General features: G+C 43.9%; 17 protein-coding genes. 13 read left to right on the top strand and 4 right to left on the bottom strand.

Annotated elements, in window-relative coordinates:
• Window positions 1-5: 5 nt before the first annotated feature.
• The 3 genes from AB4Z08_RS03385 to AB4Z08_RS03375 all read right to left on the bottom strand — a co-directional run bounded on the left by AB4Z08_RS03385 (window position 6) and on the right by AB4Z08_RS03375 (window position 2,746).
• Window positions 6-1,031 carry a FecR family protein gene (locus tag AB4Z08_RS03385; protein ID WP_441572362.1) on the bottom strand — a complete coding sequence of 342 codons (1,026 nt, stop codon included), beginning with the start codon at window positions 1,029-1,031 and terminating at the stop codon, window positions 6-8.
• A gap of 115 nt (window positions 1,032-1,146) precedes the next feature.
• Window positions 1,147-1,731, bottom strand: a complete 585-nt coding sequence (locus AB4Z08_RS03380) for an RNA polymerase sigma factor (protein ID WP_441572361.1) — start codon at window positions 1,729-1,731, stop codon at window positions 1,147-1,149.
• 139 nt (window positions 1,732-1,870) lie between these two features.
• On the bottom strand, window positions 1,871-2,746 hold the full coding sequence (locus AB4Z08_RS03375) for an AraC family transcriptional regulator (RefSeq protein ID WP_441572360.1): 876 nt from the start codon (window positions 2,744-2,746) through the stop codon (window positions 1,871-1,873).
• Between the two features lie 314 nt (window positions 2,747-3,060).
• On the opposite strand from AB4Z08_RS03375, the gene AB4Z08_RS03370 reads away from it, so the two are divergent.
• The 5 genes from AB4Z08_RS03370 to AB4Z08_RS03350 all read left to right on the top strand — a co-directional run bounded on the left by AB4Z08_RS03370 (window position 3,061) and on the right by AB4Z08_RS03350 (window position 14,634).
• Entirely contained in the window at window positions 3,061-4,080 is a 1,020-nt protein-coding gene (locus AB4Z08_RS03370; RefSeq protein ID WP_441572359.1) for a LacI family DNA-binding transcriptional regulator, read from the top strand.
• Between the two features lie 215 nt (window positions 4,081-4,295).
• Window positions 4,296-7,406, top strand: coding sequence for a SusC/RagA family TonB-linked outer membrane protein (locus AB4Z08_RS03365; protein ID WP_441572358.1), 3,111 nt, complete (start codon window positions 4,296-4,298; stop codon window positions 7,404-7,406).
• Window positions 7,407-7,417: 11 nt separating this feature from the next.
• On the top strand, window positions 7,418-8,986 hold the full coding sequence (locus AB4Z08_RS03360) for a SusD/RagB family nutrient-binding outer membrane lipoprotein (protein ID WP_441572357.1): 1,569 nt from the start codon (window positions 7,418-7,420) through the stop codon (window positions 8,984-8,986).
• 665 nt (window positions 8,987-9,651) lie between these two features.
• Entirely contained in the window at window positions 9,652-12,903 is a 3,252-nt protein-coding gene (locus AB4Z08_RS03355) for a SusC/RagA family TonB-linked outer membrane protein (RefSeq protein ID WP_441572356.1), read from the top strand.
• Window positions 12,904-12,933: 30 nt separating this feature from the next.
• Window positions 12,934-14,634 carry a SusD/RagB family nutrient-binding outer membrane lipoprotein gene (locus tag AB4Z08_RS03350; RefSeq protein ID WP_441572355.1) on the top strand — a complete coding sequence of 567 codons (1,701 nt, stop codon included), beginning with the start codon at window positions 12,934-12,936 and terminating at the stop codon, window positions 14,632-14,634.
• 74 nt (window positions 14,635-14,708) lie between these two features.
• Here the strand turns inward: AB4Z08_RS03350 and mutS are convergent, their stop codons facing one another.
• Window positions 14,709-17,318, bottom strand: a complete 2,610-nt coding sequence (gene mutS / locus AB4Z08_RS03345) for a DNA mismatch repair protein MutS (protein ID WP_441572354.1) — start codon at window positions 17,316-17,318, stop codon at window positions 14,709-14,711.
• Window positions 17,319-17,364: 46 nt separating this feature from the next.
• On the opposite strand from mutS, the gene AB4Z08_RS03340 reads away from it, so the two are divergent.
• From AB4Z08_RS03340 to AB4Z08_RS03305, 8 genes are all read left to right on the top strand, one after another.
• Complete coding sequence (locus tag AB4Z08_RS03340; RefSeq protein WP_441572353.1) at window positions 17,365-17,904, top strand: RNA methyltransferase; 540 nt, start codon at window positions 17,365-17,367, stop codon at window positions 17,902-17,904.
• A gap of 240 nt (window positions 17,905-18,144) precedes the next feature.
• The gene (locus tag AB4Z08_RS03335; protein ID WP_441572352.1) at window positions 18,145-19,011 is read left to right on the top strand and encodes a UbiA-like polyprenyltransferase; all 867 of its coding nucleotides are present in this window, start codon (window positions 18,145-18,147) and stop codon (window positions 19,009-19,011) included.
• A 68-nt stretch (window positions 19,012-19,079) separates the two neighbouring features.
• A complete protein-coding gene (gene ruvX / locus AB4Z08_RS03330; RefSeq protein ID WP_441572351.1) occupies window positions 19,080-19,493 on the top strand; it encodes a Holliday junction resolvase RuvX in 414 nt (137 codons plus the stop codon).
• 94 nt (window positions 19,494-19,587) lie between these two features.
• Entirely contained in the window at window positions 19,588-20,166 is a 579-nt protein-coding gene (gene def / locus AB4Z08_RS03325; RefSeq protein ID WP_441572350.1) for a peptide deformylase, read from the top strand.
• A 149-nt stretch (window positions 20,167-20,315) separates the two neighbouring features.
• The gene (locus AB4Z08_RS03320; protein ID WP_441572349.1) at window positions 20,316-20,789 is read left to right on the top strand and encodes an RNA polymerase sigma factor; all 474 of its coding nucleotides are present in this window, start codon (window positions 20,316-20,318) and stop codon (window positions 20,787-20,789) included.
• 66 nt (window positions 20,790-20,855) lie between these two features.
• Entirely contained in the window at window positions 20,856-21,719 is an 864-nt protein-coding gene (locus AB4Z08_RS03315; protein WP_441572348.1) for an anti-sigma factor domain-containing protein, read from the top strand.
• Window positions 21,720-21,923: 204 nt separating this feature from the next.
• Window positions 21,924-22,472, top strand: coding sequence for an RNA polymerase sigma factor (locus AB4Z08_RS03310; RefSeq protein ID WP_441572347.1), 549 nt, complete (start codon window positions 21,924-21,926; stop codon window positions 22,470-22,472).
• Window positions 22,473-22,532: 60 nt separating this feature from the next.
• Window positions 22,533-23,336: an anti-sigma factor gene (locus tag AB4Z08_RS03305; protein WP_441572346.1), complete on the top strand. Its 804-nt coding sequence runs from the start codon at window positions 22,533-22,535 to the stop codon at window positions 23,334-23,336.
• Window positions 23,337-23,463 lie beyond the last annotated feature (127 nt).

Here is a 23,463-nt window from a genome sequence, read left to right as displayed (position 1 = left end):
ATGGACTAGTTTTTGTTTTGCAGATAAATGGTGTCGTTTTTAATGGTATAGGAAAGTGATTTAGCCAGGCTGATGATGTCCATTACTTCTTTCAGGTTCTCATTTTTGAAAGATCCGTTGTAATTCCATTCTTTTTTGTTGCTTTCATTCATAACGGTAACACCATAACGATTTTCTATTCCTGTTACTACCTCATTATACGGAGCATCTTTAAATACCAGGTAGCCTTGTTTCCAACCGGTAATTTCTTCTGGTTTATTGAAAATGGTTTTTATGAGACTGAGTGAAACCCGGTCATAGCTGATTTGTTCGCTGGGAAGCAGGATTAGTGAGTTTGTTTTAGTCGTATTGTTATTTAACTGGTCAACTTTTACTTTACCACTTACCAGGGCTACAATTACTTTGTGCTCGCTGGCATAGGCCCTGATATTGAAAGAAGTACCCAAAGCGGTGGTAGCCAGTTCGCCGGCATTCACCACGAAGCGTCTGCGCGGGTCGGCAGCTACACTAAAAAAGGCTTCCCCTTCTTCCAGAAAAATGGTCCGGCTGCTATCGCTGAAATGTTCGGGATAGCGCACCTTGCTGCCGGCATTGAGTTCCATGGTACTGCCGTCTTCTAGCGTAATACTTTCTTTATGTCCTTTGATGGTAGCGATTTCAACGAATCCATTCCTGATTACACGGTTGGCCTGGTTAACAGCCATTGGTGCGGGTATTGGGCCGGTGGGCGGCTGATGTTCTTTTGATGACTGGTTAAACCAGAAAAGGCCGGCTGCAAGCAATACGGCTGCTGCTGCCGCTGCATACCAATAACGGGTATTCATCCGGCGTACCGGTGTGGCAGGCGTAATGTGCAGGTTCAATTGCCCTTTTATCTGATCAAGTTCCCGGTCAAGCTCATTTTCTTCTATGTAGGTGGACTGATGACGATTGATATTCTCAAACCATTGATCTACAATAGCCGCTTCCTCCGGTGAGCAACTCCCCTGATTATATCGCTCCAGCAATATTTTTATCTGTTCTGTGTCCACCTTGTTGGCGTTTTATGCGTTCTTAAGTCGTAATAACGTGGAAAAGGTACCATTGCACCTCGCTTTTTTTTCCTGGTTAATCGTTTTTGCACTGATACCGGCATTAAGCCGATGCCTATATAATGAAATAAACGAGTAGCAAAATGACGATAAGGTCTGTTCTGGCGTAGTTGGCCCTTAATATCTTTAATGCTTTGGTAATCTGGTTTTTAACGGTTTGTTGAGACAGACCTAAATGCGTGGATATTTGTTCTACGGTCAGATTCTCAAAGCGGCTGAGCATAAAGATCTCTTTCATGCGCTCCGGCAAATGATTGATCGCTTCGAACAGTTCCTGTGTTCTGGCCTTATTATCCACTGTTTCCGTAATTGAATGCGGCTGCGCATCGAAATGCTCGATCAGCTGCTGCAGATATTTGCGGTAGGTGGCGTTTTTACGGTAAATGTCTATGATTTTGTGACGGGCTACCTGGTACAGATAAGCCTTCAATGATTCTTTCAGAATCAAAGATTGGCGCTTTTCCCATAAGGAAATGAAAAGCTCCTGCAGTACATCTTTGCTGATCTCTGCCGCATCCAGTTTGCTGTGTATAAATAAATACAATGGCTTACTATAGCGGTCGTAGATGGCATTGAAGGCAGCGCAATCATCGCTTTTAAGCAGCGATACTAACTGGTTATCGGAAAAACTGCTGTACATCGAATTACAGTAGTAATTAAGCGTTTTGGTTGATAATTACTGGAAATGAATGTAAGAAGAAAATTTTGATATTTTCATATTTGGTTACTTACTTTTTAAAATAACTAAATAACCAAATAATAAAATAATTATATTTTTATCATGCTTCCTTCAGACGCAATTCATTTTTGTATTCTTTCGGCGTTTTACCTACTATTTCCTTGAAGAAACGATTGAAATTGGAGAGATTCTTAAATCCACAGGAGTAAGCGATTTCAGCGATAGACCAGTCTTCTTCCGTCAAACGCTTACAGGCATGACCTATGCGTACTTCATTCAAAAACTGTACAAAGGATTTTTTAGTACGGTTCTTAAAGAAGCGACAAAAAGATTGTGGTGACAGATTGGTAATGCTGGCCACATCCTGCAACGATATTTCCTTTGAGAAGTTATTCATTACGTATTTGAAAACTTCATCAATCTTATGGTTGTCCTTTACATTATAAGCATGTGAATAACCAGTGCTGGCCAGGTAATAACAGTCACGTGTTTCTGATAATGTTTTTAAGATGTGCAACAGGGAAATAATCCTGTCCAGCCCTTCTTTCCTGGGCAGCGCCAGTATTTCCGGCTTCAGCTGCTCATGGGTGGCACCAGTAATTTTCATGCCCCGTTGGGCACGATGGAAAAGCTCACTGAGCGCCTTTGTTTCCGGTAATCCATAAAATTTCTCGCCGAAAATATCTTTAGGGAAATAGATCACTACAGACCTGGCTTTCAGGTTGTCATCTCCCTTGTAATATTCTTCTTCATTATACCACACATGTGGTATATGCGGTCCAAGAAACACCATGTCGCCTTCTTCAAAGCTCTCGATGCTATCCCCCACTATTCTCTTCCCGTGGCTTTCCGTAACATATACCAACTCACATTCCGGATGGAAGTGGAAAGGTGTATTAAAATAAGGATCACTTCTCTCTATAATGGTGATCTGGTTATCGGCAAAAGCCCCAACTTTAATAAGGATGGGTTTCATTCATGTATTAATTTAAGCTACTATATTACTGTGGCAGTCCTATACTTTATTACCATAACCATTATTCCCACCAGGTGGAACCTTATGTGTGCAGGTGAGCAGTATTGAGATCGTCCTATGAATGATGCCAAATTAATAAAAAGTGGTTAAAAAAATATCATTCTCCCGAAAATAACCAATTTATGTGATAGAAAACTGATATGGTCGTTTTGAATAAGTTTTCAGTACTTCCTTGGAATAATTAGCACAACAACGTAATTTCCAAGTTCATTTTGTAAATTACGTCAGGCTAAATCGATGTAGCATTTTTTTCTATGAAAGGGATCTCTATTAAAGATATTGCAAAACAAGCCGGTGTATCTCCTACAACGGTATCTTTTGTACTCAACGGAAAGGCAAAGGAGAAAAGAATCAGTGAACAGGTGAGCAAAAAAATACAGAAAATTGCTACCCGGCTGAAGTACAAGCCTAACCAGCTTGCCCGTGGTCTGCGTACTGGAAAAACAAAAACCATCGGTCTCATTGTGGAAGATATCGCCAACAACTTCTTTGCTTCACTGGCCAAAGTAGTGGAAGACGAGGCCGACAAATACGGTTACAAAGTACTCTACGGCAGCACAGAAGATAATACTGAGAAAGCAAAAGGCTTACTGGAAGTACTCAAATACAGGCAGGTAGATGGTTACATCATTACACCCACCAAAAACCTGGACAAGGAAATTGAACTGCTGCAAACAGCTGCCAAGCCAATCGTACTCATGGACCGTTATTTCCCGCATGTAAGCAGCCATTATGTAGTACTCGACAACTTCAAAGGTGCTTACGATGCGACTGCTCACCTGGTGAAACAAGGCTATAAAAAAATTGCCATCGTTACCATCGCCTCTGAGCAAACACAAATGAAAGACCGCCTGGATGGATTTACAGCCGCACTCAAAGACAATAAAATTCCTTTTAATAAATCATTGGTGAAACGCCTGCCATTTGACCTGGACAGGGAAAGCTTTAACAATGAAATAAAAAAATTCCTGACTTCGGTAAAAGATATCGACGCCGTTTTCTTTGCTACCAACTACCTGGGTATTTCCGGTATCGAAAGTATCCGCTCCCTGGGATGGAAGATTGGTAAGGAAATAGGCCTGATAGGATTTGATGACCATGATCTTTTCCGTCTCCACAGCCCGTCTATCACCTGCGTATCACAACCCATAGGCGCCATCGGCAAACATATTGTGGAAGTACTGATGAATGAATTAAATCATCCTTCTGCCTCCCCGCAACAAATTGTATTGGCACCGGAACTGATCGTCAGAGAATCTTCTTCACTCACGTAGTCATCTCTTTTTATATTTTATTCTCAACGCCGGCATCACGCCGGCGTTTTTTTATGTCTGACCGGCAACACTTTTTTACTTCACGGTGTTAATAATGTTATTACCAAAACAATCTAACTACCAAATGACCATGTAGAATTATCAATCCATCTTTCTATTTCCTGTTTTCCCTCGCTATGGCATTAATTCCTATTCTTCATTTTATTCATTTAAGCATGATCCGGAAATCTATTAATCTTGTTTTACTGGCCGTGTTATTCCTATTGGCCGCCCCTGCTGCATGGGCGCAACAGGCTATTACCGGTAAAGTAACTGACACAGGTGGCCAGCCACTGACTGGTGTAAATATCCTGGTGAAAGGAACTTCGAAGGGTACCGTTACCTCGGGCGATGGTAACTTCTCCATCACAGTGGCACCGGGAAGTACACTGGTCTTTCGTTACCTGGGCTATCTTACGCAGGAAGTACCCGCGAATAACAGTCCACTCAATGTTGTCCTGAAAACGGATGAAAAAAATCTCAGCGAAGTAGTAGTAACCGCACTCGGTATCCGCAAGGAAAAGAAAGCCCTGGGATACGCGGTATCTGAAATAAAAGGAGATGAGCTCACACAAGCCCGGTCTACCAATATCGCTAACACCCTCTCCGGTAAAGTGGCCGGCTTGAATGTTACCTCCACAGCCACCGGCCCTGCAGGATCCAGCCGTATTATCCTGAGAGGAAATACCTCCATTGATAAAAACAGGAATAATCAACCACTCATTGTAGTAGATGGGATTCCTATCAATAATGATAACCTGGGACAAGCTAATGAGTACGGCGGCACCGATGCCGGCGATGGTATTTCCAGCATCAACCCGGATGATATTGCCACCATGTCTGTACTGAAAGGCGGTACTGCCGCCGCTTTGTACGGTTCACGTGCATCCAATGGCGTGATACTCATTACCACTAAAAGTGGTGCCAAACGAAAAGGCGTAGGCGTGGAATTCAGCAGTAACATTACCATCGACAAACCTATTGTGAATAACCTCGACTGGCAATACGACTATGGAATGGGTACCAATGGACTGAAACCACAAACACAGGCTGAAGCTACTTCTACCGGCCTGATGAGCTGGGGCGCCAAACTCGATGGATCTCCCGTGATCCAGTTCGATGGCAAAACGCATCCTTACAGTGCGGTAAAAGATAATTTCAAAAAATTCTATAAAAGCGGATATACTTTTACCAATTCCATCGGCATGAGTGGTGGTACCGATAAAATTAATTATCGCTTTGGTGCCACGGATATGAAGAATGAAGCCATTCTGCCTAACTCCGGCATCAGAAGAGATAACCTCTCCCTGAATGTATCAGCGCTGCTGGGAAAGAAGCTAACGCTGAATGTATATTCCAAGTATATCCGGGAACGCACTTATAACCGCCCCCGTGTGTCGGATTCCCCGGGTAACGCCAACTTCTCTTTGTATATGCTGCCCACCAGTCTGGCTGTACAAACACTCAAGGATAGTAAACTGGGACCAGATGGTTTCGAGCGTTACTGGAATGCAAATCAGTACATCACCAATCCCTGGTTTTCTGTATATGATTTTGAACAGAATGATAAAAAAGACAGGTTCATTAATTCCGCAGAGCTGCGCTACGACATCCTCCCATGGCTGTATGCCAAAGGACGCATAGGAGCAGATATGTACAACAGAAGCAACTTTGCCATTACGCCTACCGGTACTGCCTATAATGTGGGCGGCCAGATCAACGATCAGACAAGGCAAACCTTTTATGAACTGAATGCCGATGTTATGCTGGGGGTAGATAAACAATTTAATGACGACTGGCGCCTCACCGCCTTTGTGGGAGCCAATGTGATGCACAATAAAAATGATAAACTGTACCTCACCGGTAATACTTTTAATATTCCTTTCTTCTACGACCAAACTAATCTGCAAACAAAAACAGTCACCAACGATATCTTCGAAAAGAAGATCAACTCCGTATATGCATCAGCGGAAGTGGCCTTCAAAAGCTATCTATACCTGACTTTAACAGGTCGTAACGATTGGTTTTCCACATTGCCGCTCAACAGCAACAGCATTTTCTATCCTTCCGCAGGATTAAGCTTTGTGTTGTCTGATGCAGTAACAATGCCCAAATGGATTAACTACGCTAAAATCAGGACTTCCTGGGCACAGGTGGGTGGAGATACGGATCCTTACCGTTTAAGATTGTCTTACAACGTGCAAAACCCACTATCACTGGGTACTACCAGCTACCCTGTAGCCGATGTGAAAAAAGCACAGGATGGTACTTATGCAGTAGCTAATCCCATCCTGAAACCATATGTTAACACCAGTTTTGAAGCTGGTTTTGAAACGCGGATGTTCGACAACAGACTGAATATAGACTTCTCTTACTATACCCGTACTACCAAAGATGATATCGTGCAAACTACCATCTCCAATGCTTCCGGTTTTAATACCGCATTCATCAATGTTGGTAAAGTGAGTAATAAAGGAGTAGAAGTAATGATAACTGCTACGGCTATACGCACTAAAAATTTTACCTGGGATATCACCCCTAACTTCGCTTACAACAAAAGTGAGGTCATACAACTCGCAGCCGGACTAAAAGCATTGAAAGTATCGGATGTACGTACTTTTAACGCTACTATACAACAGGTGCCCGGACAGCCTTTTGGTGTAATAGAAGGATATAAGTTCAGGAGAGATGCCCAGGGCAATATTCTCTTCAACAGTGCCGGTAAGCCGCTACAGGGTGACTACACCATTTTTGGAACCGGTGTGGCGCCTTATACGCTGGGCTTTAACAACAACTTCACCTACAGGGATTTCTCACTCGGTGTACTAGTGGATGCCCGCTGGGGAAATAAAATATATTCCGGTACCAACGACTACGCTACCTATTTTGGTTTGCAGAAAAATACACTGGAAGGACGTAGTGGCGGGGTAACCGTGAAAGCGCAGGATGCTGCCGATCCTACCAAATATGTGGATAAAGTTATTCCTGCACAGGACTATTATCAAAATATCGCATTCAATATTGCTGAGCCATTTATTTACGATGGCAGTTTTATAAAGCTCCGTCAGATCATCCTGACTTACAGTTTGCCTGCACGTATCATGAGTAAATCACCATTTACCGGTGCTTCACTTTCCTTTGTAGCCCGTAACCTGTGGATCATTTACAAAGATATCCCTAACGTAGATCCAGAATCTACTTACAGCAACGGTGCTGGTCAGGGTGCTGAGTTAATGGGCTATCCGCAGACCAGGAGCTTTGGATTAAATCTGAATGTGAAATTTTAAATCAACTGATTATGGCTAAGTCAATATATAAACTACTGATACTGCTCATAGCAGGAACGCTGGCATGGAGCGGATGTACCAAAAATTTTGAGCAGATAAATACAGATCCTACTGCAGCGCCTATTATAGCGCCCAGCATTTTACTCACCAGGGGATTATTATTTACTTCCGGTGGGGAATATGAAGCATGGCGCGCCAATCTTATTTATTGTGGCCCTATGGTGCAACATACTTCTTCCCTGAGTTTAACTTATGTGGGAGATAAATACCTGTACAACGATGACTACTCCGGTGCGGCTTTTAATTCGTTTTATCCGAATGCCACCAAGATTCTGGCAACACTGATGAATCAAACGGCCAATGATGCTGCACAGAAAAACTACAATGCCATTGCGAAAATTGCACGGGTGATTGTGTTACAAAGACTCACGGATCTTTACGGAGATGTGCCTTACTCTCAGGCAGATAAAGCTTATCCAGACCTGATATTTTTGCCACAGTACGATCGCCAGGACGCTATTTATACCGGTTTGGCAACGGAGCTGGAGCAGGCGGCTGCAGCAATAGATGTGAACAGTAACGTAGCTGGTGATATCTCCGGTTATGGGGGAACCGCATCACAATGGAAAAAGCTGGCTTATTCTGTTATGCTGCGTATCGGCATGCGGTTGTCCAGGAAAACAGATCCCACCGCAGCCAAACAATGGGTGCAGAAAGCCATTGCTGGTGGCGTATTCACGGCCAACGAAGATGCGTTTTATATTCAGCATGCACCAGGTGATTATGATAATCCCAACAGTCATGTAATAGGTACTTATCCCAATAGCAGGGCAGAAACAGGTAAAGCGAACCAGGGGATTAAACTGTCCAGGTTCTTCGTGAATATGCTCAAAACAAAAGCAGATCCCCGGTTGAGAATTATCTCCGAATTGCCGAAAGCAGATTCTACACCGGGTGGTGATGATACCCCGGCCAATCAGAAAGGGTTGCCCAACGGTTATGATAATTCCTCTGATCCGGTGTATGGTATTGGTTCTACGGGAGATGCCAACATTGCGCACTATTCGCAGCCTAAGCAAATTATTGCGCAGCCCAATTCTCCCAATATCTTCATCACCTTTTCAGAAGTGCAGTTGATGAAGGCGGAAGCAGCAGCGAGGGGCTGGATTGCTGGGGATCCGGTATCCTTTTTTATCAGCGGTGTGAAATCCGGCATCTGGCAATGGGGGTTATATTCCAGCAGTATAGTTTATAATGACGCTACAGCAACGGCTTATGCTACTGCACAATCTTTAGCCGTGGCATCCGGTAGTTTGGCGGCTAAACTGGAAGCGATCAACACCCAGTATTACATCACCACCTTCCTGAATGAGTATGAAGCGTATGCCAACTGGCGCCGCAGCGGCTATCCGGTACTCACACCTGTGAATTATAAAAACAATGAAACCAACGGGCAAATTCCGCGGAGATTACGTTACCCACGTAGTGATTATGATGTGAACAGAACGAATATAGAAGCGGCAAATGCGGTTCAGGGACCAGATGTTTTTATGACGCCGGTATGGTGGGATAAGCCATAAAAATGTTGTTGAACACATTTAAAATCAAACTCCTTTTTAGTTAGTAATAATAAAAAGGTGGCTGTTTCATTTGAGAGATAGCCACCTTTTTTATACTGGAATTAGGCGCAAACCCGTTGCCGTTAAGAGATGTACGGGGATATTCTTGTTCTTCTCACGTTATTTGTCAGGGGAGAGCGACATTGTTTATATGGAATCGTTCCGATAAATGTATTCGTTACGTCTATTTTAAGGCATTTTTAATAATGTGCCTCACGACAGATTATGATGCTATTTTAATAGCTAAGAATAGTATTTTCTCTTTCTTAACGAGCTGTTAACTGAAAATAAAAAAATTGTTAAATCTTTTTTGCACTTCTCATAATTATCCCTAAGTTTGAAACCATTATTCTGACGGGTATGATAAACTTGGTGTGAAAAAGAAAAGTGAAAGAGATACACCAGTTTTTTTTTAAGGTAGCATGCTAAAACGTTTTACCACTGATATGATGTCAAAATAACAATTAATGCCAATGGAGTAATTCCATTTTTTATTTAAGGACGGAAATCACGTATTTATCAAAGGGATAGCTGTGCAATGCAGGTAACCATGATAGCGGAACCTCCGTGTTTTTTGCTTATGTGTCTGATTCACTTGTTATAATTCACTAAACCAAAAGGAAGCTATGCGAAGATCACTTCTTCTCACCACGTTGCTTTTCTTATGCTGCTGTATCACTGCGTGGGCGCAGGATAAGAAAACTTTTACGGGAGCCGTAAAAGATGCACAAGGAACGCCTTTGCCAGGCGTAACTGTAAAAGAGAAAAACGCCTCCAACGGTGCTACCACAGGCGCCGATGGAACATTCAAAATCCAGGTAGCCCCTGATGCTACACTCACTTTTTCCTATATCGGATTTATCAGCCAGGAAGTAGCCATTAATGGACAGGCTACATTAAACATCGTATTAAAAGAAGACAACAAGAATCTGAATGAGGTGGTAGTTACCGCACTCGGCATTAAACGCGAAGCGCGTAAACTTGGTTATGCGGTGACTGAGTTAAAAGGTGCTGATGTGGCTAAAACCAATTCCATCAACCCTGTAGCTGCACTGCAGGGCAAAGTAGCTGGTGTGGATATCTCCTCTGCTGCAGGTGGCCCACAGGCAGCTCCGCGAATTGTACTGCGTGGCGCTAAATCCCTAACAGGTAAGGATCAGCCGATTTTCATTATTGATGGAGTAATTTTTGAAAATGATGTATCAGCTAATGATGTAAACTTTGGTAACGTACTGAAGAACTTCAATCCGGACGATTATGAATCCGTATCTGTGTTAAAAGGTGCTGCTGCTACCGCTTTGTATGGTTCCCGTGCTATCAATGGCGCCATTCTGATCACCACTAAAAAGGGGATCCAGAGAAAAGGTATTGGTGTTAACGTGAGCCAGACCGCGCAGATGGAAAAAGTATACCGCTCGCCTATTGCTATGCAAAACAGCTATGGTCAGGGGCTTGATGGTACCTATGATAATACTGCCGGTGGCTTTAGCTTTGGTCCTAAAATGGACGGACGTGAAGTAACACTACTGGATGGCTCTAAAGCGAAGTTTGTGGCACGTCCGGATAATGTGACAGATCTCTACCAAACAGGTAAGTACTTCAACACCAACGTATCTATGGAAGGTGGTAGCGATAAAGGAACTTTCCGTATGTCTTACTCTCACCTGGATAATAACAGCGTATCTCCCAACAATAGTTTTGGCAGAAATAGTTTCGCTTTCCGCGGATCTTCTGTAATCTCCAAAGTACTGAGTGCAGACGTTGGTATGACTTACTCTACCAGTAAAACATTGAATCCTGATCGTCAGGGTGGAGACTATACCGGTTACAACATTGGTCGTAAATGGGTGTATGTTTTCCCTCGTAACTATGATCCAAGCTATTGGGGACAGGAGAAAAATTATCTTGGTCCTAACGGAGGTCGTGCAGATCTGGGTACACATCCCGGGGCTGATTATTTCTTCCAGAATGCCAATAACAGCTGGACCAGAAAAGAAACATTGCTGATGGGTAACTTCGCCCTGACTGCTACTACTACTGACTGGCTGAAATTTATTGTGAAAGGTAATTTCAGTAACGAACAAAGCGCTGACGAACGCAAAGAAGCGGGTACAAGTGCCAATTTCTCTGGTAGTGACGGTTATTATTCACAGGCAGGTGTAAATAAATCACAATACACTTTTACAGGCCTGGCAATGATTACGCCAAAGCTGGGTAAGAAGTTTGATGGTAATTTAACCCTGGGTGCGGAAGCCTGGAACAGCGGTATTGGTAAGCAGTACAACAACTACACGGATGGTGGCTTACGTATGCCATTCCTGTACGATATCAGTAATAGTATCAATGCTGCAAGGGTGAGTAATGATCCGTTGTTGCGTAAACGTATTAACTCCCTGTTCTTTGCAGCCAGCATCAGCTACAACAATGAACTTTTCCTGGATGTTACCGGACGTAATGACTGGTCTTCTGCATTGACTTATCAAAAGAAAAGCAATGGTACGACCTCTAATTCTTATTTCTACCCATCTGTGAGTGGCGCCTGGGAATTTACCCAAACGTTGAAAGATGTGATGCCTGCGTGGATCAGTTATGGTAAGCTTCGTGCGTCATTTGCCAGTGTAGGTGGAGATACGGATCCGTACTCCATTAATACCGGCTATTATACTTCAGATTATTTCAGAGGTGCTTCAACCGGAAACAATCTGCCGCTGATCAATATCTACAAGGGCGATGTTTTACCTAACATGTTCCTTAAACCATCTCTCGCTAACACGATAGAATTAGGTACCAATATACGTTTTGCCAATAACCGTATTGGACTGGATTTTGCATGGTATCGTACCAATGTTACCAATCAGATCATCAACCTGGGTACAACAGCTGAAACCGGTGTTACTTCCCGTTTGATTAATGCAGGTAGTATGGTGAACAGAGGTATAGAAGTGGCTATCAACGCTACGGCAATTCAGCATAAAAACTTCTCATGGGAAGTAAACTTAAATGGTAGCCGTAATAAAAATAAAATCGTTTCACTTGCACCAGGTATAAGCCAATTCCAGTTGAACGAAGATCAGGGCGTAAGAGCGATGGCGATCGTTGGTGGTTCTTATGGCGACCTGGTAACTGACTACGGTTTTACGCGTGATGCAAACGGTAAAGCGCTGATAGCACTGAATGGTTCTGACCAGCCTTACAAATTTGTTCGCGGAAACGCAGTGGTAGGTAACATTATGCCGGACTTTAACCTCGGGCTGTCTAACACTTTTACCTATAAAAACTGGACACTGGGTGTACTGGTGCAGGCTCGTATCGGTGGTGACTTCTTCTCTGCTTCTCATCAATATGGCACGGGTCGTGGTACTACTGCCAATACGGAATTTGGCCGCGATGCCGCGCATGGCGGTATTACCTATACAGATGCCTCTGGTGTTAAACGTGATGATGGTATGATTCCGGATGGTGTATTCCAGAAAGGAACTTCCATTACTAAAGACGGCCAGAGCATTCAATTGGATGGAATGACTTATCAGGATGCATATGCCAAAGGTTATGTTACTCCGATTACGCCATATCAATATTATAGCATGCAGGGCGACTGGGGTATCGGTATCCGTGAGACTTCTGTATTCGATGCTTCCTATGTAGCATTGCGTGAAGTGTCCATCGGTTACTCTCTGCCAACTCAGATGATACAACGCTGGAAATTGAACAGTCTCCGTGTATCACTGGTAGGCCGTAACCTGGGTTACCTGTTCAATAACCTGCCTGATCACATCAATCCTGAAGCAGTACGTAATAACGCTACCTCTGCATTCTCTGAATATGGTGCGGTTCCTTTCATCCGTAATATGGGAGCAACTATACAAGTAGGATTCTAATCATGCTGTTTAACAACAAAAAATATTAAAATGAAAGCTGTTAATAAATGGGGGATAGGAGCGGTGCTTGCTGGTATGATGCTGGGCTCCTGTACTAAAGGTTTCGAAGATCTTAATAAAAGTCCTAATATCAGTGATAACACATCACCGGAACTGCTGATTACACAATCTGTAAAAAGCATTGTGGATCGTGATTTCGACTGGTTCTACGACTCCTATCAATATCAGATGCAATGGATGCAGTTTGTAACAGCTGCGCCTACCTCTTCTGTTGGGGGATTGTTTAATCCAACCAATACCAACAATTTCTATTTTGCATTATATAACAATATTGGCCGTAACCTGGTGGATATCGAAGATATGGTGGGCAAAATGCCGGAAGATCAGAAAGCAAAGTATGCTGAACTGGTGGCCATTGCCAAAATCATAAAAGTGTATTCCGCCTGGCGCGTATCAGATGCCAATGGTAGTATTCCTTATACACAGGCATGGGGCGCACGTTACAACGGTACCTTTACACCAGTATACGATACACAGGAAGCACTGTTTGCCACCTGGGATGGGGAGTTGAAAGCAGCCCTGGCTACACTGTTGCAGAAATCACCGAATCAGGTGAGTTACGGTGCAGGTGATATTTTTTATAATGGTAATGCAGCCAATTGGGCCAAAGCGGGTAACGTTTTACGCCTGAAGCTGGCGATGCGTCAGATAAAAAGAGCGCCTACCAAAGTCGGTTCTATTGCTAAAGAAGTGCTGGCAAGTGCTGCTGGCCTGTTCACCGGTTTGGATGATGAATGGAAATTTGTTTCCGCAGAATCCAACTTTGCGCGCGGCGGTAACTGGTCTATGGCTAACAGTCCGATTGTAGCGGCAAAGAATATGGTAGACTACATGAATGCCAACAAAGATCCACGTCTTGGGCTGTTCTTTGAAAAGAATAGTTATACCAAAGCAGCTTTTGACAGTTTGAAAGCTGGTGGAGCTTTACCTGCTGGTGCTACCTATGATGGCGTACGTTATGTAGGATTACCTGCAAGCCCTGACAAGCGTACTAATGCAGCGTATGCCCCGCTGTTTGCCAAAAAAACATATAAACTTAATTTTGGTGGCACTATCGTTGAAAAAAACTACGATACAGTATCTAACATACAGAGACGTTTGTTCGACCTGAATCAGGAAGGCAACGGAGCCGGTAAATACACACAACCAATTCTGACTTATGCAGAAATGTGCTTTATGTTATCCGAACTTTCGGTACGTGGCATGATTGGCGAGGACGCGAAAACCTGGTACGAAAAAGGTATCGCTGCTTCTGTGGGTGCATATGATAAAATGGGGTCACTGGCAGCGATCCAGGATTATGTGTCATTGGACCCTGCTGCGGTACAAACATATATCAATATGCCCGCTGTTGCTTTCACCGGATCTACAGAAGTGTTACTGGAAAAAATCAATATTCAGAACTTCCTGAACCACTACAAATCTCCATGGGAAGCATGGGGGGCCTGGAAAAGAGCGGATGTTCCTAAAGTTGGGGGTATTCTTCCTTTTGAGCCTTTCATTTCTTTGGGACAGAATGTGGAGGTACCGCGTCGTTGGGCACTGCCACAACCAGGCACGATTGATAATATGACCAACTGGAGAAATGCGGTTTCTGATATGCAGAAAACCGGTGAGTATGGTAATGATGTAAATGCATATACCGGCCGTGTTTGGTGGGATAAGAAATAGTAGAATCATACTTGTTACAATAAAAAAACGTCCCGGATTTTCCGGGACGTTTTTTTATGATCCTACAGAAGATATTATCCGATCATATTCTTAATCTCACTCAGCTTCAGCAAGGCCTCCACCGGTGTTAACCGGTTAATGTCCACTGTTTCCAGCTTTTCACGGATTTCCTTGAAAGTATCACTGTGCGCATCAAATATATTCAACTGTAATTTTTGCGAAGGCGTATTGAGTTGTTTTACATTTTTCTGTAAAGGTGCGTCAATATGTTTTTCTTCCAGGTTCGCCAATACTTCATTGGCACGGTTGATCAACTCGGGCGGCATGCCTGCCATGCGGGCCACGTGAATACCAAAGCTGTGGCGGCTTCCGCCAGGCGCCAGTTTACGCAGGAAAATAATTTTATTGCCGGATTCCATATTGGTGATATGAAAGTTCTTCACCCGGCCGTGTTTATTTTCCAGTTCATTCAACTCATGATAGTGAGTGGCAAACAATGTTTTAGGACGATGCTCTGTCATATCGTGGAGGTATTCCACAATGCTCCAGGCAATGGAAATACCATCGTAGGTGCTGGTACCACGACCTATTTCATCGAGTATCACCAGGCTGCGCGCGGTGATGCTGTTGATGATGCTGGCGGTTTCGTTCATTTCCACCATGAAGGTAGATTCTCCTCCAGTCAGGTTATCAGACGCCCCTACGCGGGTAAATATTTTATCCGTCAGGCCAATGTCTGCGCTGGTAGCTGGTACGAAACTGCCCATATGTGCCATCAGGGTGATCAGGGCGGTTTGCCGCAACAGGGCGGATTTACCGCTCATGTTGGGACCTGTAAGGATAATGATCTGCTGGTTTTCTTTATCTAACTGCAGATCATTGGATACATATGTTTCACCGGCAGGCAGTCCTCTTTCTATTACCGGGTGCCGTCCTTCTTTAATCAGCAGGTCAAAACCATCGGTGATATTGGGACGGCGGTATTTATATTGTACTGCATTTTGCGCGAAGCATAAGAGGCAGTCGATGCGGGCAAATACCTGCGCATCTTCCTGTACGGGTTGAATAAATGCCTGCAGGGCCAGGACGAGTTCTTCAAACAGCCTGCTTTCGAGCACCTGTATTTTATCTTCTGCCCCTACAATCTTTTCTTCGTATTCTTTCAGTTCAGGGGTAATATATCGTTCGGCGTTGGCGAGCGTTTGTTTACGCATCCAACGATCCGGTACTTTGTTTTTATGCGTGTTGGTCACTTCCAGGTAGTAGCCGAAAACGTTGTTAAAGGCTATTTTCAGAGAAGGGATGCCGGTGGCTTCCGATTCTTTTTGTTGTATCTGAAGGAGGTAGTCTTTGCCTTTGTTGGCGATGTTGCGTAGTTCGTCCAGTTCAGCATTCACGCCTTCTTTGATACAGCCGCCTTTGTTCACCAGTACCGGCGGGTTCTCCATGATTTCATTGAGAATACGGTCCAGCAGGGGAGTGCAGGGATCCAGTTTTTCGTTCAGGCGTTTCAGGTAATCACTGCTGCTATCAGCCAGGAGTGCCTGTACAGCCTGTACCTGTTGCAGGGAGCGGGCCAGCTGCATCACTTCGCGTGGATTTATTTTCCGCAGGGGTATTTTGGATACCAGTCTCTCCAGGTCGCCGGTTTGTTTCAGGTGATGTACCAGTGATTTGGAAAGATCTGTTTCTTTGATGAAATATTCCACAGTATCCAGCCTTTCGTTGATTCCTTTGATATCGCGGAGCGGGAATACCATCCAGCGTTTGAGTAACCGGGCGCCCATGGGCGTTACGGTGTTATCCAGTACTTTGAGCAGGGTATGGCCGTTTTCCACACTGCTGTTCAGCAGTTCCAGGTTACGTACCGTGAAACGATCCATCCAGAGGAAGTCTTCCTGGCTGATACGCTGCATGCGGGTAATATGCTGGAGGTGTGGGTGTTCGGTATCTTTCAGATAGTGGAGGGTGGCGCCGGCAGCGATGATAGCGGCTGGCAGTCCTTCTACACCATAACCTTTCAGGGAATGTGTTTCAAAATGTTTGAGCAGTATTTCTTCTGCATAGGTGGTGGTAAATATCCACTCATCCATGGTGTAGGTATAGAAGCGGGTGCCGAAGGTAGCTTTAAAATGTTTCTGCTGCTGTTTGGCGAATAGTACTTCTGCGGGGCGGAAGCTCTGCAGGAGTTTATCCACATATTCTATGCTGCCTTCTGCGATAAAAAATTCGCCGGTAGAAATGTCCAGGAAAGACACGCCGGTGGTATCTGCTCCAAAATGTACCGCCGCAAGGAAGTTGTTGCTGGAATTTTCCAGGAGCTTATCATTGATGGCTACGCCGGGAGTCACCATTTCGGTAACGCCACGTTTTACGATGCCTTTTACTGTTTTGGGATCTTCCAGCTGATCGCATACGGCTACCCGGTAGCCGGCTTTTACCAGTTTATGCAGATAAGTATCTAACGAATGGTGTGGAAATCCTGCCAGGTCTACATAAGAAGCGGAGCCATTGGCTCTCTTGGTTAATACGATGCCCAGTACCCGGGCGGCTATAACTGCATCCTCATTAAACGTTTCATAAAAATCGCCAACACGGAACAACAGTACGGCATCAGGGTATTTATCCTTGATGGCTTTATGTTGTTGCATGAGCGGTGTTTCTTCCGTTTTACTTTTTGCCATGGCGCAAATATATAAAACTCATCCCATCCTATTATCTTTGCAGGTGATGAGAAAATTAAGCATGGATGAACTGGGCCGTAAAACCGTGGCTGAGTTCAAGGCGGCCGATAAAACGCCTATCGTACTGGTACTCGATAATATACGCAGCATGCACAATGTGGGCTCCGTATTCCGTACTGCAGATGCTTTTTTGGTGCAAGGCATCATTCTTTGCGGATATACCCCGGTACCTCCGCACCGGGATATCAACAAAACAGCGCTGGGTGCCACTGAAACGGTGGAATGGCAGTATTTTGATACCACAGTGAATGCAGTAGAAGAGCTGAAAGCAGCCGGTTACAAAGTGATGGCCATAGAACAGGCGGTGAACAGTCATATGCTGGATAGTTTTCAGCCTCCGGCAGATCAGCCACTGGCGTTGGTTTTTGGCAACGAAGTGAGCGGGGTCGATGGCGAAGTGATGAAAATAGTGGATGGCTGTATCGAAATTCCTCAGTTGGGTATGAAACATTCTTTGAATATTTCGGTGACGACGGGTATTGTGGTTTGGGATATCTTTGTAAAGCTGTTAGCTATTAGCCGTTAGCTTTTAGCTATCAGAAAGCAGTAATTATTATTAATCAGTGGCTATTGGCAGTTTTAAACAGTAAAGGCTAATAGCTAGTATATTTCAGTGACGACGGGCATTGTGGTTTGGGATATCTTTGTAAAGCTGTTAGCTATTAGCCGTTAGCTTTTAGTTATCAGAAAGGAGTAATTATTATTAATAAGTGGCTATTGGCAGTTTTAAACACTAAAAGCTAATAGCTAAAACCTAATAGCTAGTATGATTTCTACGGTTAACAAATACTTGTCGCTGGTAAAGTTCAGTCATACCATCTTTGCCATGCCATTTGCCCTCACCGGCTTTTTTATGGCTACTGCCAAAGGGGGGGGCAGCTTTAGCTGGGCTACATTTGGCCTGGTGATATTATGTATGGTGTTTGCGCGCAGCGCCGCCATGGCATTCAACCGCTGGCTGGATGTGGATATTGATAAGCTCAACCCACGTACGGCGAAAAGAGAGATACCAGCAGGTATCATTTCTCCCAAAAATGCCCTGTTCTTTATTATTGCCAATGTTGTTTTATTTATTATAACTACCTGGTTTATTAACCGTGTCTGCTTTTTCTTATCACCGGTAGCTTTACTGGTGGTACTGGGATATAGCTATACCAAGCGTTTTACGGCCCTGTGTCACCTGGTATTGGGTGTTGGGTTATCGTTGGCGCCGATAGGTGCCTACCTGGCCGTAACGGGCGAATTTGCCCTGTTACCGGTACTGGTATCTTTCCTGGTACTGTGCTGGGTGTCTGGTTTTGATATTATTTATTCCCTGCAGGATGAAGACTTTGATAAGTCACAGCAATTGAACTCCATTCCAGCCTGGCTGGGACTTCCCGGAGCGCTGCGTTTTTCGGAATTATTACATGTGGTGGCGGCAGCGTTGGTCGTGACTATCGGGTTAACCGGTCATTTTCACTGGCTGTTCTGGATAGGTGCCGCCGTATTTGTAGTGATGCTGGTATCGCAACATCTGCTCGTGAAACCGGATGATCTCAGTAAAGTCAATATTATGTTTATGACGACCAATGGTATTGCCAGCGTGGTATTTGCCGTATTTGCCATCGCGGATATGCTCATCTTTATATAAAACCGGCGGATCTCTAATATCTCCGCCGCATTACTAAAAGCTAAAAGCTAACATCTAAAAGCTGATTCATGGCCCGTTTAATGGCAATAGATTACGGAAAAAAAAGAACCGGACTGGCCGTAACAGATCCCTTGCAGTTGATTGCCAGTGGGCTTACCACCGTTGCTACGCATGAGCTGATCCCTTTTCTCAAAAAATACTTCGCCGCTGAACCCGTGGAAACGATTGTTATCGGCGAACCCAAAAACCTGGATGGCAATGCTACCCATGCTACGCCACTGGTAATAGAGTGTATCCGGATCCTTAAAAAGAACTTTCCTGATATTCCGATAGTGAAAGTAGATGAGCGGTTTACGTCAAAAATGGCTTTCCAGACAATGATTGATAGCGGTCTGAAGAAAAAAGACCGCCAGAACAAAGCCCTGGTAGACGAAATCAGTGCTACTATTATATTGCAGGAGTATCTTCGGAATAAAATATAATTAAAAATAAATATAACAACCATCATCAGGCAATCCCGGCACCAGACAGAATTCTAAAATGTCTATCTTTGCGGATTAAACCAAGTATTTGAACATGATTTTGCCAATAGTAGCTTACGGGCACCCGGTTTTGAGGAAAGTAGCGGAAGATATCACACCAGAGTATCCTAACCTGAAAGAATTAATTGCCAATATGTGGGATACCATGTATGGTTCAAATGGCGTGGGCATTGCAGCTCCGCAGGTAAATAAAGCGATTCGCCTGTTTGTAATTGATAGCGAACAGATTATTCATAACCTGGAAGAAGACGAGAAAAACGACTATCCCGGCGATACCGGCGTGAAAGGCGTTTTTATCAATGCACATATCGTGGAAACAGGAGGAAAAGACTGGGCGTATAACGAAGGCTGCCTGAGCATTCCTAAAGTACGGGAAGATGTAAACCGCGCAGAAACCGTTACCTTGAGCTATGTAGACGAAAATTTCACACCACATGAAAGAACATTCACAGGTGTTACCGCCCGGGTAATCCTGCACGAATACGACCATATAGACGGGGTTTTATTTATCGATCACCTGAAGCCATTAAAGCGCAGGATGCTGAAGAGTAAACTGGATGACATCACCAAAGGCAAAATCCGGGTAGATTACAAAATGAGCTTCCCTAAATAGGAAATAATTTTGTAATGTAAAGAAAACCTGTTATTTTGGTATCGTAAAGTATAACATCCATATCCTCAAACTTGGGAGCGACCTTAACATACACTGAAGTTGAATTGATTCAGGGCCTTTTGGCCAGGGATGAGAAAATATTTACTTATTTGTATGACCATTACTCACCGGCATTATATGGTGTAGCCCTCAAAGTAGTAGGAGAAGAAGCCGCAGCAGGAGATGTTTTACAGGAAGTTTTTGTAAAAATCTGGCGCAATATTGATCGTTACGATGCCTCAAAAGGACGTTTATTCACCTGGATGTTGAATATTACGCGCAACACAGCAATCGACAGTCTTCGCTCAAAAAATCACAAACTGGAACAACGGGTACAGGATGTAAACAGTGTATCGCTGATGTATGAACCGCAACTGGCGGTGCATCTGTCAGTAGACCATCTCGGCCTCACCAAAGTGATTGAACGTCTGCAAAAAGATCAACGCATTATTATAGACATGGCTTATTTCAAGGGACATACCCAGGAAGAAATAGCCAGGTCCCTTGAAATACCATTGGGTACCGTGAAAACGCGTATGCGCAATGCTATTATACAATTGAGAACACTCTTAAAACAATTGTAACTTTACAAAATAGTGGATGTACAACGCTACATATCATCCGGAATTCTTGAAAGCTACGTATTCGGTATGTTACCGGAAACGGAGCAGAATGAGGTGGAAACGGTCGTACTACAATACCCTGATATAAAAGCTGCAGTGGATTCGCTGCAACTGGACAAAGAAAGGTTTGTACAACTATACGCTGTTCCTCCACCCGCTGGAATTAAGGAGCGCCTGACAGAAATTATTCGTCAGGAAAATACGCAGGAAGGTAACGACCGGCTGCCTGAAGAACTACGTGCATCCCTTTCAGCCACTACTCCCGCAAAAAAGAACGGCAAACAGGTAATAGCGAAGGAAACACCAGTGAAAAAGCTGCCGGCCGCAAAACAGTCATCTGACCGCATCTGGAAATATGCCACAGCTGCCATTGTAATTCTGTTACTTGGCAGCGTAATCATGAATTTCTTTTTCTTTCAGAAATCCACCGACTATAAAAGCCGCTATAAATCATTAATAGCCACCAAAGAAAAACTGGAGGCAGATAAAGAACACCAGGCACTTACGAGTTTAAAAGAAACAAATCCTCTTCCAAAAGATCCGGATCCACTTACTAACCCAGATTTTAAATGGACCAGGATGCAAGGTGGTGGAGAATTTGCCGGTAAATCCATTTCCGTTGGCTGGAATGCACGTACACAAGCCGTTTACCTGCAGGCACAACTCATGCCCCTGCCTCCCTCAGGTAAGCAGTTTCAGTTATGGGCCATCGTGAATAAAAAACTGGTAGATGTAGGCGTTTTTGATACAGGCGCCAACGTATCCCAGCAATTACAACAAATGAAAGCCATTGCTGTAGCACAGGGTTTTGCAGTTACATTGGAAAGAAAAGGCGGCAGTCCGGAGCCATCCATGGACCAGGTATGCATGTCTGCCAAAATAGCCAAATAGAAAACGAGCGATTATTTAAGAATCTGTTTACCACTAGAAATCATTATATTGCTTAGATAATAAGCCCCGTTAATTAAGATACAAGTACAATAACTATTGAAAGATATCCTTGAAAGCTGAAGTCATGAAGATGAAGTTCCGTTATGTCATGTGCAGCACTCAGTTTCAATATTAAAACACCCATAAAATTATATCCAATCTGTTTTGGAATACGCTCCTACATATACAGAAGCTGAACTGGTACAGGGCTTAAGAGCCCGTGACCAGAAGGTTTTTAGTTATTTATATGATCATTATTCGCCGGCGTTATATGGTGTGATCGTAAAAGTGCTGAACGATAACAGTTCCGCAGGGGATGTGTTACAGGAGGTATTTCTCAAAATCTGGCGTCATCTCGACCGCTATGATGAGGAAAAAGGACGTCTCTTTACCTGGATGCTGAATATTGCACGTAATACTGCCATAGATATTCTCCGCTCCAAATCTCATAAGCTGGAACAAAAAATCCAAAATATAACGGATGCCGTACATTCAGTCAACGGACCATTATCCGTTCATCCATCTACCGACTACATAGGTTTTTCCCGGATCCTGGAAAAGCTAACCAAAGAGCAGCGTACCCTTATAGATTTAGCATATTATAAAGGCTGTACTCAGGAGGAAATCTCCCGGGTATTGGAGATCCCTTTGGGTACAGTGAAAACAAGAATGCGCAATGCAATCATTCAGTTAAGAAATATTTTAAACAAGTAAATTTTTATAGCAATAGTGGACTCACAACACTTCATATCGTCCGGAATTATTGAGCTCTATATGGCAGGCATAGCTACCGAAGAAGAGGTACGCGAGCTGGAAGCCGCTATGGCACAATATCCGGCTGTGGCAGCACAGGTAGAAGCCTACCGCCGCAGTATGGAAGCGTATATCGAGATGCAGGGGATAGATCCGGAACCGGATATCAAAGCAAGTTTATTCTCTAAAATCAATAATGAACCCAATTTGCAGGAGGGTGAGCCTGTACCCGATCAAGAACTGCAACAACCAAAAGTAGTGTCCATGCAAGAAACTAAAAGCCTATCCTGGAAATGGATTGCCACCGCTGCCGCCGTGCTGCTGGTCGGCAGCCTAGTCCTAAACTATGTGTTCTTTAACCGGTACAAAGAATTCAGAGAGTACAAAGACAAATATCAGTCTTTACTCGTATCTCAGAACTCTATTTTGTCAAAGAGCAATCTTTACAAAACCCGCTTAGAACAAATGCAGGAATCTATGGAAATTATCCAGGATCCTAAAGTATTGAAAGTGCCGATGCCAGGTACCAAAGCGTTCCCTGAAGCATTAGCCACCGTATTCTGGAACCCGTCAAGCCAGCAGGTGTATCTGAAAGTTAATAAACTGCCAGAACCAACCGCTGACAAACAGTATCAACTCTGGGCTATCGTAGATGGTAAACCAGTTGATATGGGCGTGTTCGAAATGGGTGATACGGCCAGCCTCCTCCAGAAAATGAAAGTAACCGGCAAAGCACAAATGTTTGCCATTACCCTGGAGAAAAAAGGTGGTGCGCTGTCGCCAACTATGGAACAAATGTATGTGGCCGGGAAAATCCCTGGTTGATTGAAGCGCTGAAAGCGTAAAGCATAAAGCAAAAAGCTATTGTAGCGAAGATTTAAGCGATATTATAGAAATATAACCGCTTTTATCCTCGCTACAATAGCTTTTTGCTTTATGCTTTACGCTTTCA

This window comes from Chitinophaga sp. RAB17 (genome assembly GCF_052114225.1).
GTDB lineage: Bacteria > Bacteroidota > Bacteroidia > Chitinophagales > Chitinophagaceae > Chitinophaga.
The sequence above is the reverse complement of the archived record's forward strand: the minus strand, read 5'-3'. Positions and strand labels throughout refer to the sequence as shown.

Excerpts from the sequence above, each read along its gene's own strand:
- AB4Z08_RS03340 (WP_441572353.1), top strand. The coding sequence starts at position 17,365 with ATGAGAAAATTAAGCATGGATGAACTGGGCCGTAAAACCGTGGCTGAG.
- AB4Z08_RS03380 (WP_441572361.1), bottom strand. The coding sequence starts at position 1,731 with ATGTACAGCAGTTTTTCCGATAACCAGTTAGTATCGCTGCTTAAAAGC.
- AB4Z08_RS03335 (WP_441572352.1), top strand. The coding sequence starts at position 18,145 with ATGATTTCTACGGTTAACAAATACTTGTCGCTGGTAAAGTTCAGTCAT.
- mutS (WP_441572354.1), bottom strand. The coding sequence starts at position 17,318 with ATGGCAAAAAGTAAAACGGAAGAAACACCGCTCATGCAACAACATAAA.
- ruvX (WP_441572351.1), top strand. The coding sequence starts at position 19,080 with ATGGCCCGTTTAATGGCAATAGATTACGGAAAAAAAAGAACCGGACTG.
- AB4Z08_RS03350 (WP_441572355.1), top strand. The coding sequence starts at position 12,934 with ATGAAAGCTGTTAATAAATGGGGGATAGGAGCGGTGCTTGCTGGTATG.
- def (WP_441572350.1), top strand. The coding sequence starts at position 19,588 with ATGATTTTGCCAATAGTAGCTTACGGGCACCCGGTTTTGAGGAAAGTA.
- AB4Z08_RS03305 (WP_441572346.1), top strand. The coding sequence starts at position 22,533 with ATGGCAGGCATAGCTACCGAAGAAGAGGTACGCGAGCTGGAAGCCGCT.
- AB4Z08_RS03375 (WP_441572360.1), bottom strand. The coding sequence starts at position 2,746 with ATGAAACCCATCCTTATTAAAGTTGGGGCTTTTGCCGATAACCAGATC.
- AB4Z08_RS03365 (WP_441572358.1), top strand. The coding sequence starts at position 4,296 with ATGATCCGGAAATCTATTAATCTTGTTTTACTGGCCGTGTTATTCCTA.
- AB4Z08_RS03355 (WP_441572356.1), top strand. The coding sequence starts at position 9,652 with ATGCGAAGATCACTTCTTCTCACCACGTTGCTTTTCTTATGCTGCTGT.
- AB4Z08_RS03370 (WP_441572359.1), top strand. The coding sequence starts at position 3,061 with ATGAAAGGGATCTCTATTAAAGATATTGCAAAACAAGCCGGTGTATCT.
- AB4Z08_RS03315 (WP_441572348.1), top strand. The coding sequence starts at position 20,856 with ATGTTACCGGAAACGGAGCAGAATGAGGTGGAAACGGTCGTACTACAA.
- AB4Z08_RS03360 (WP_441572357.1), top strand. The coding sequence starts at position 7,418 with ATGGCTAAGTCAATATATAAACTACTGATACTGCTCATAGCAGGAACG.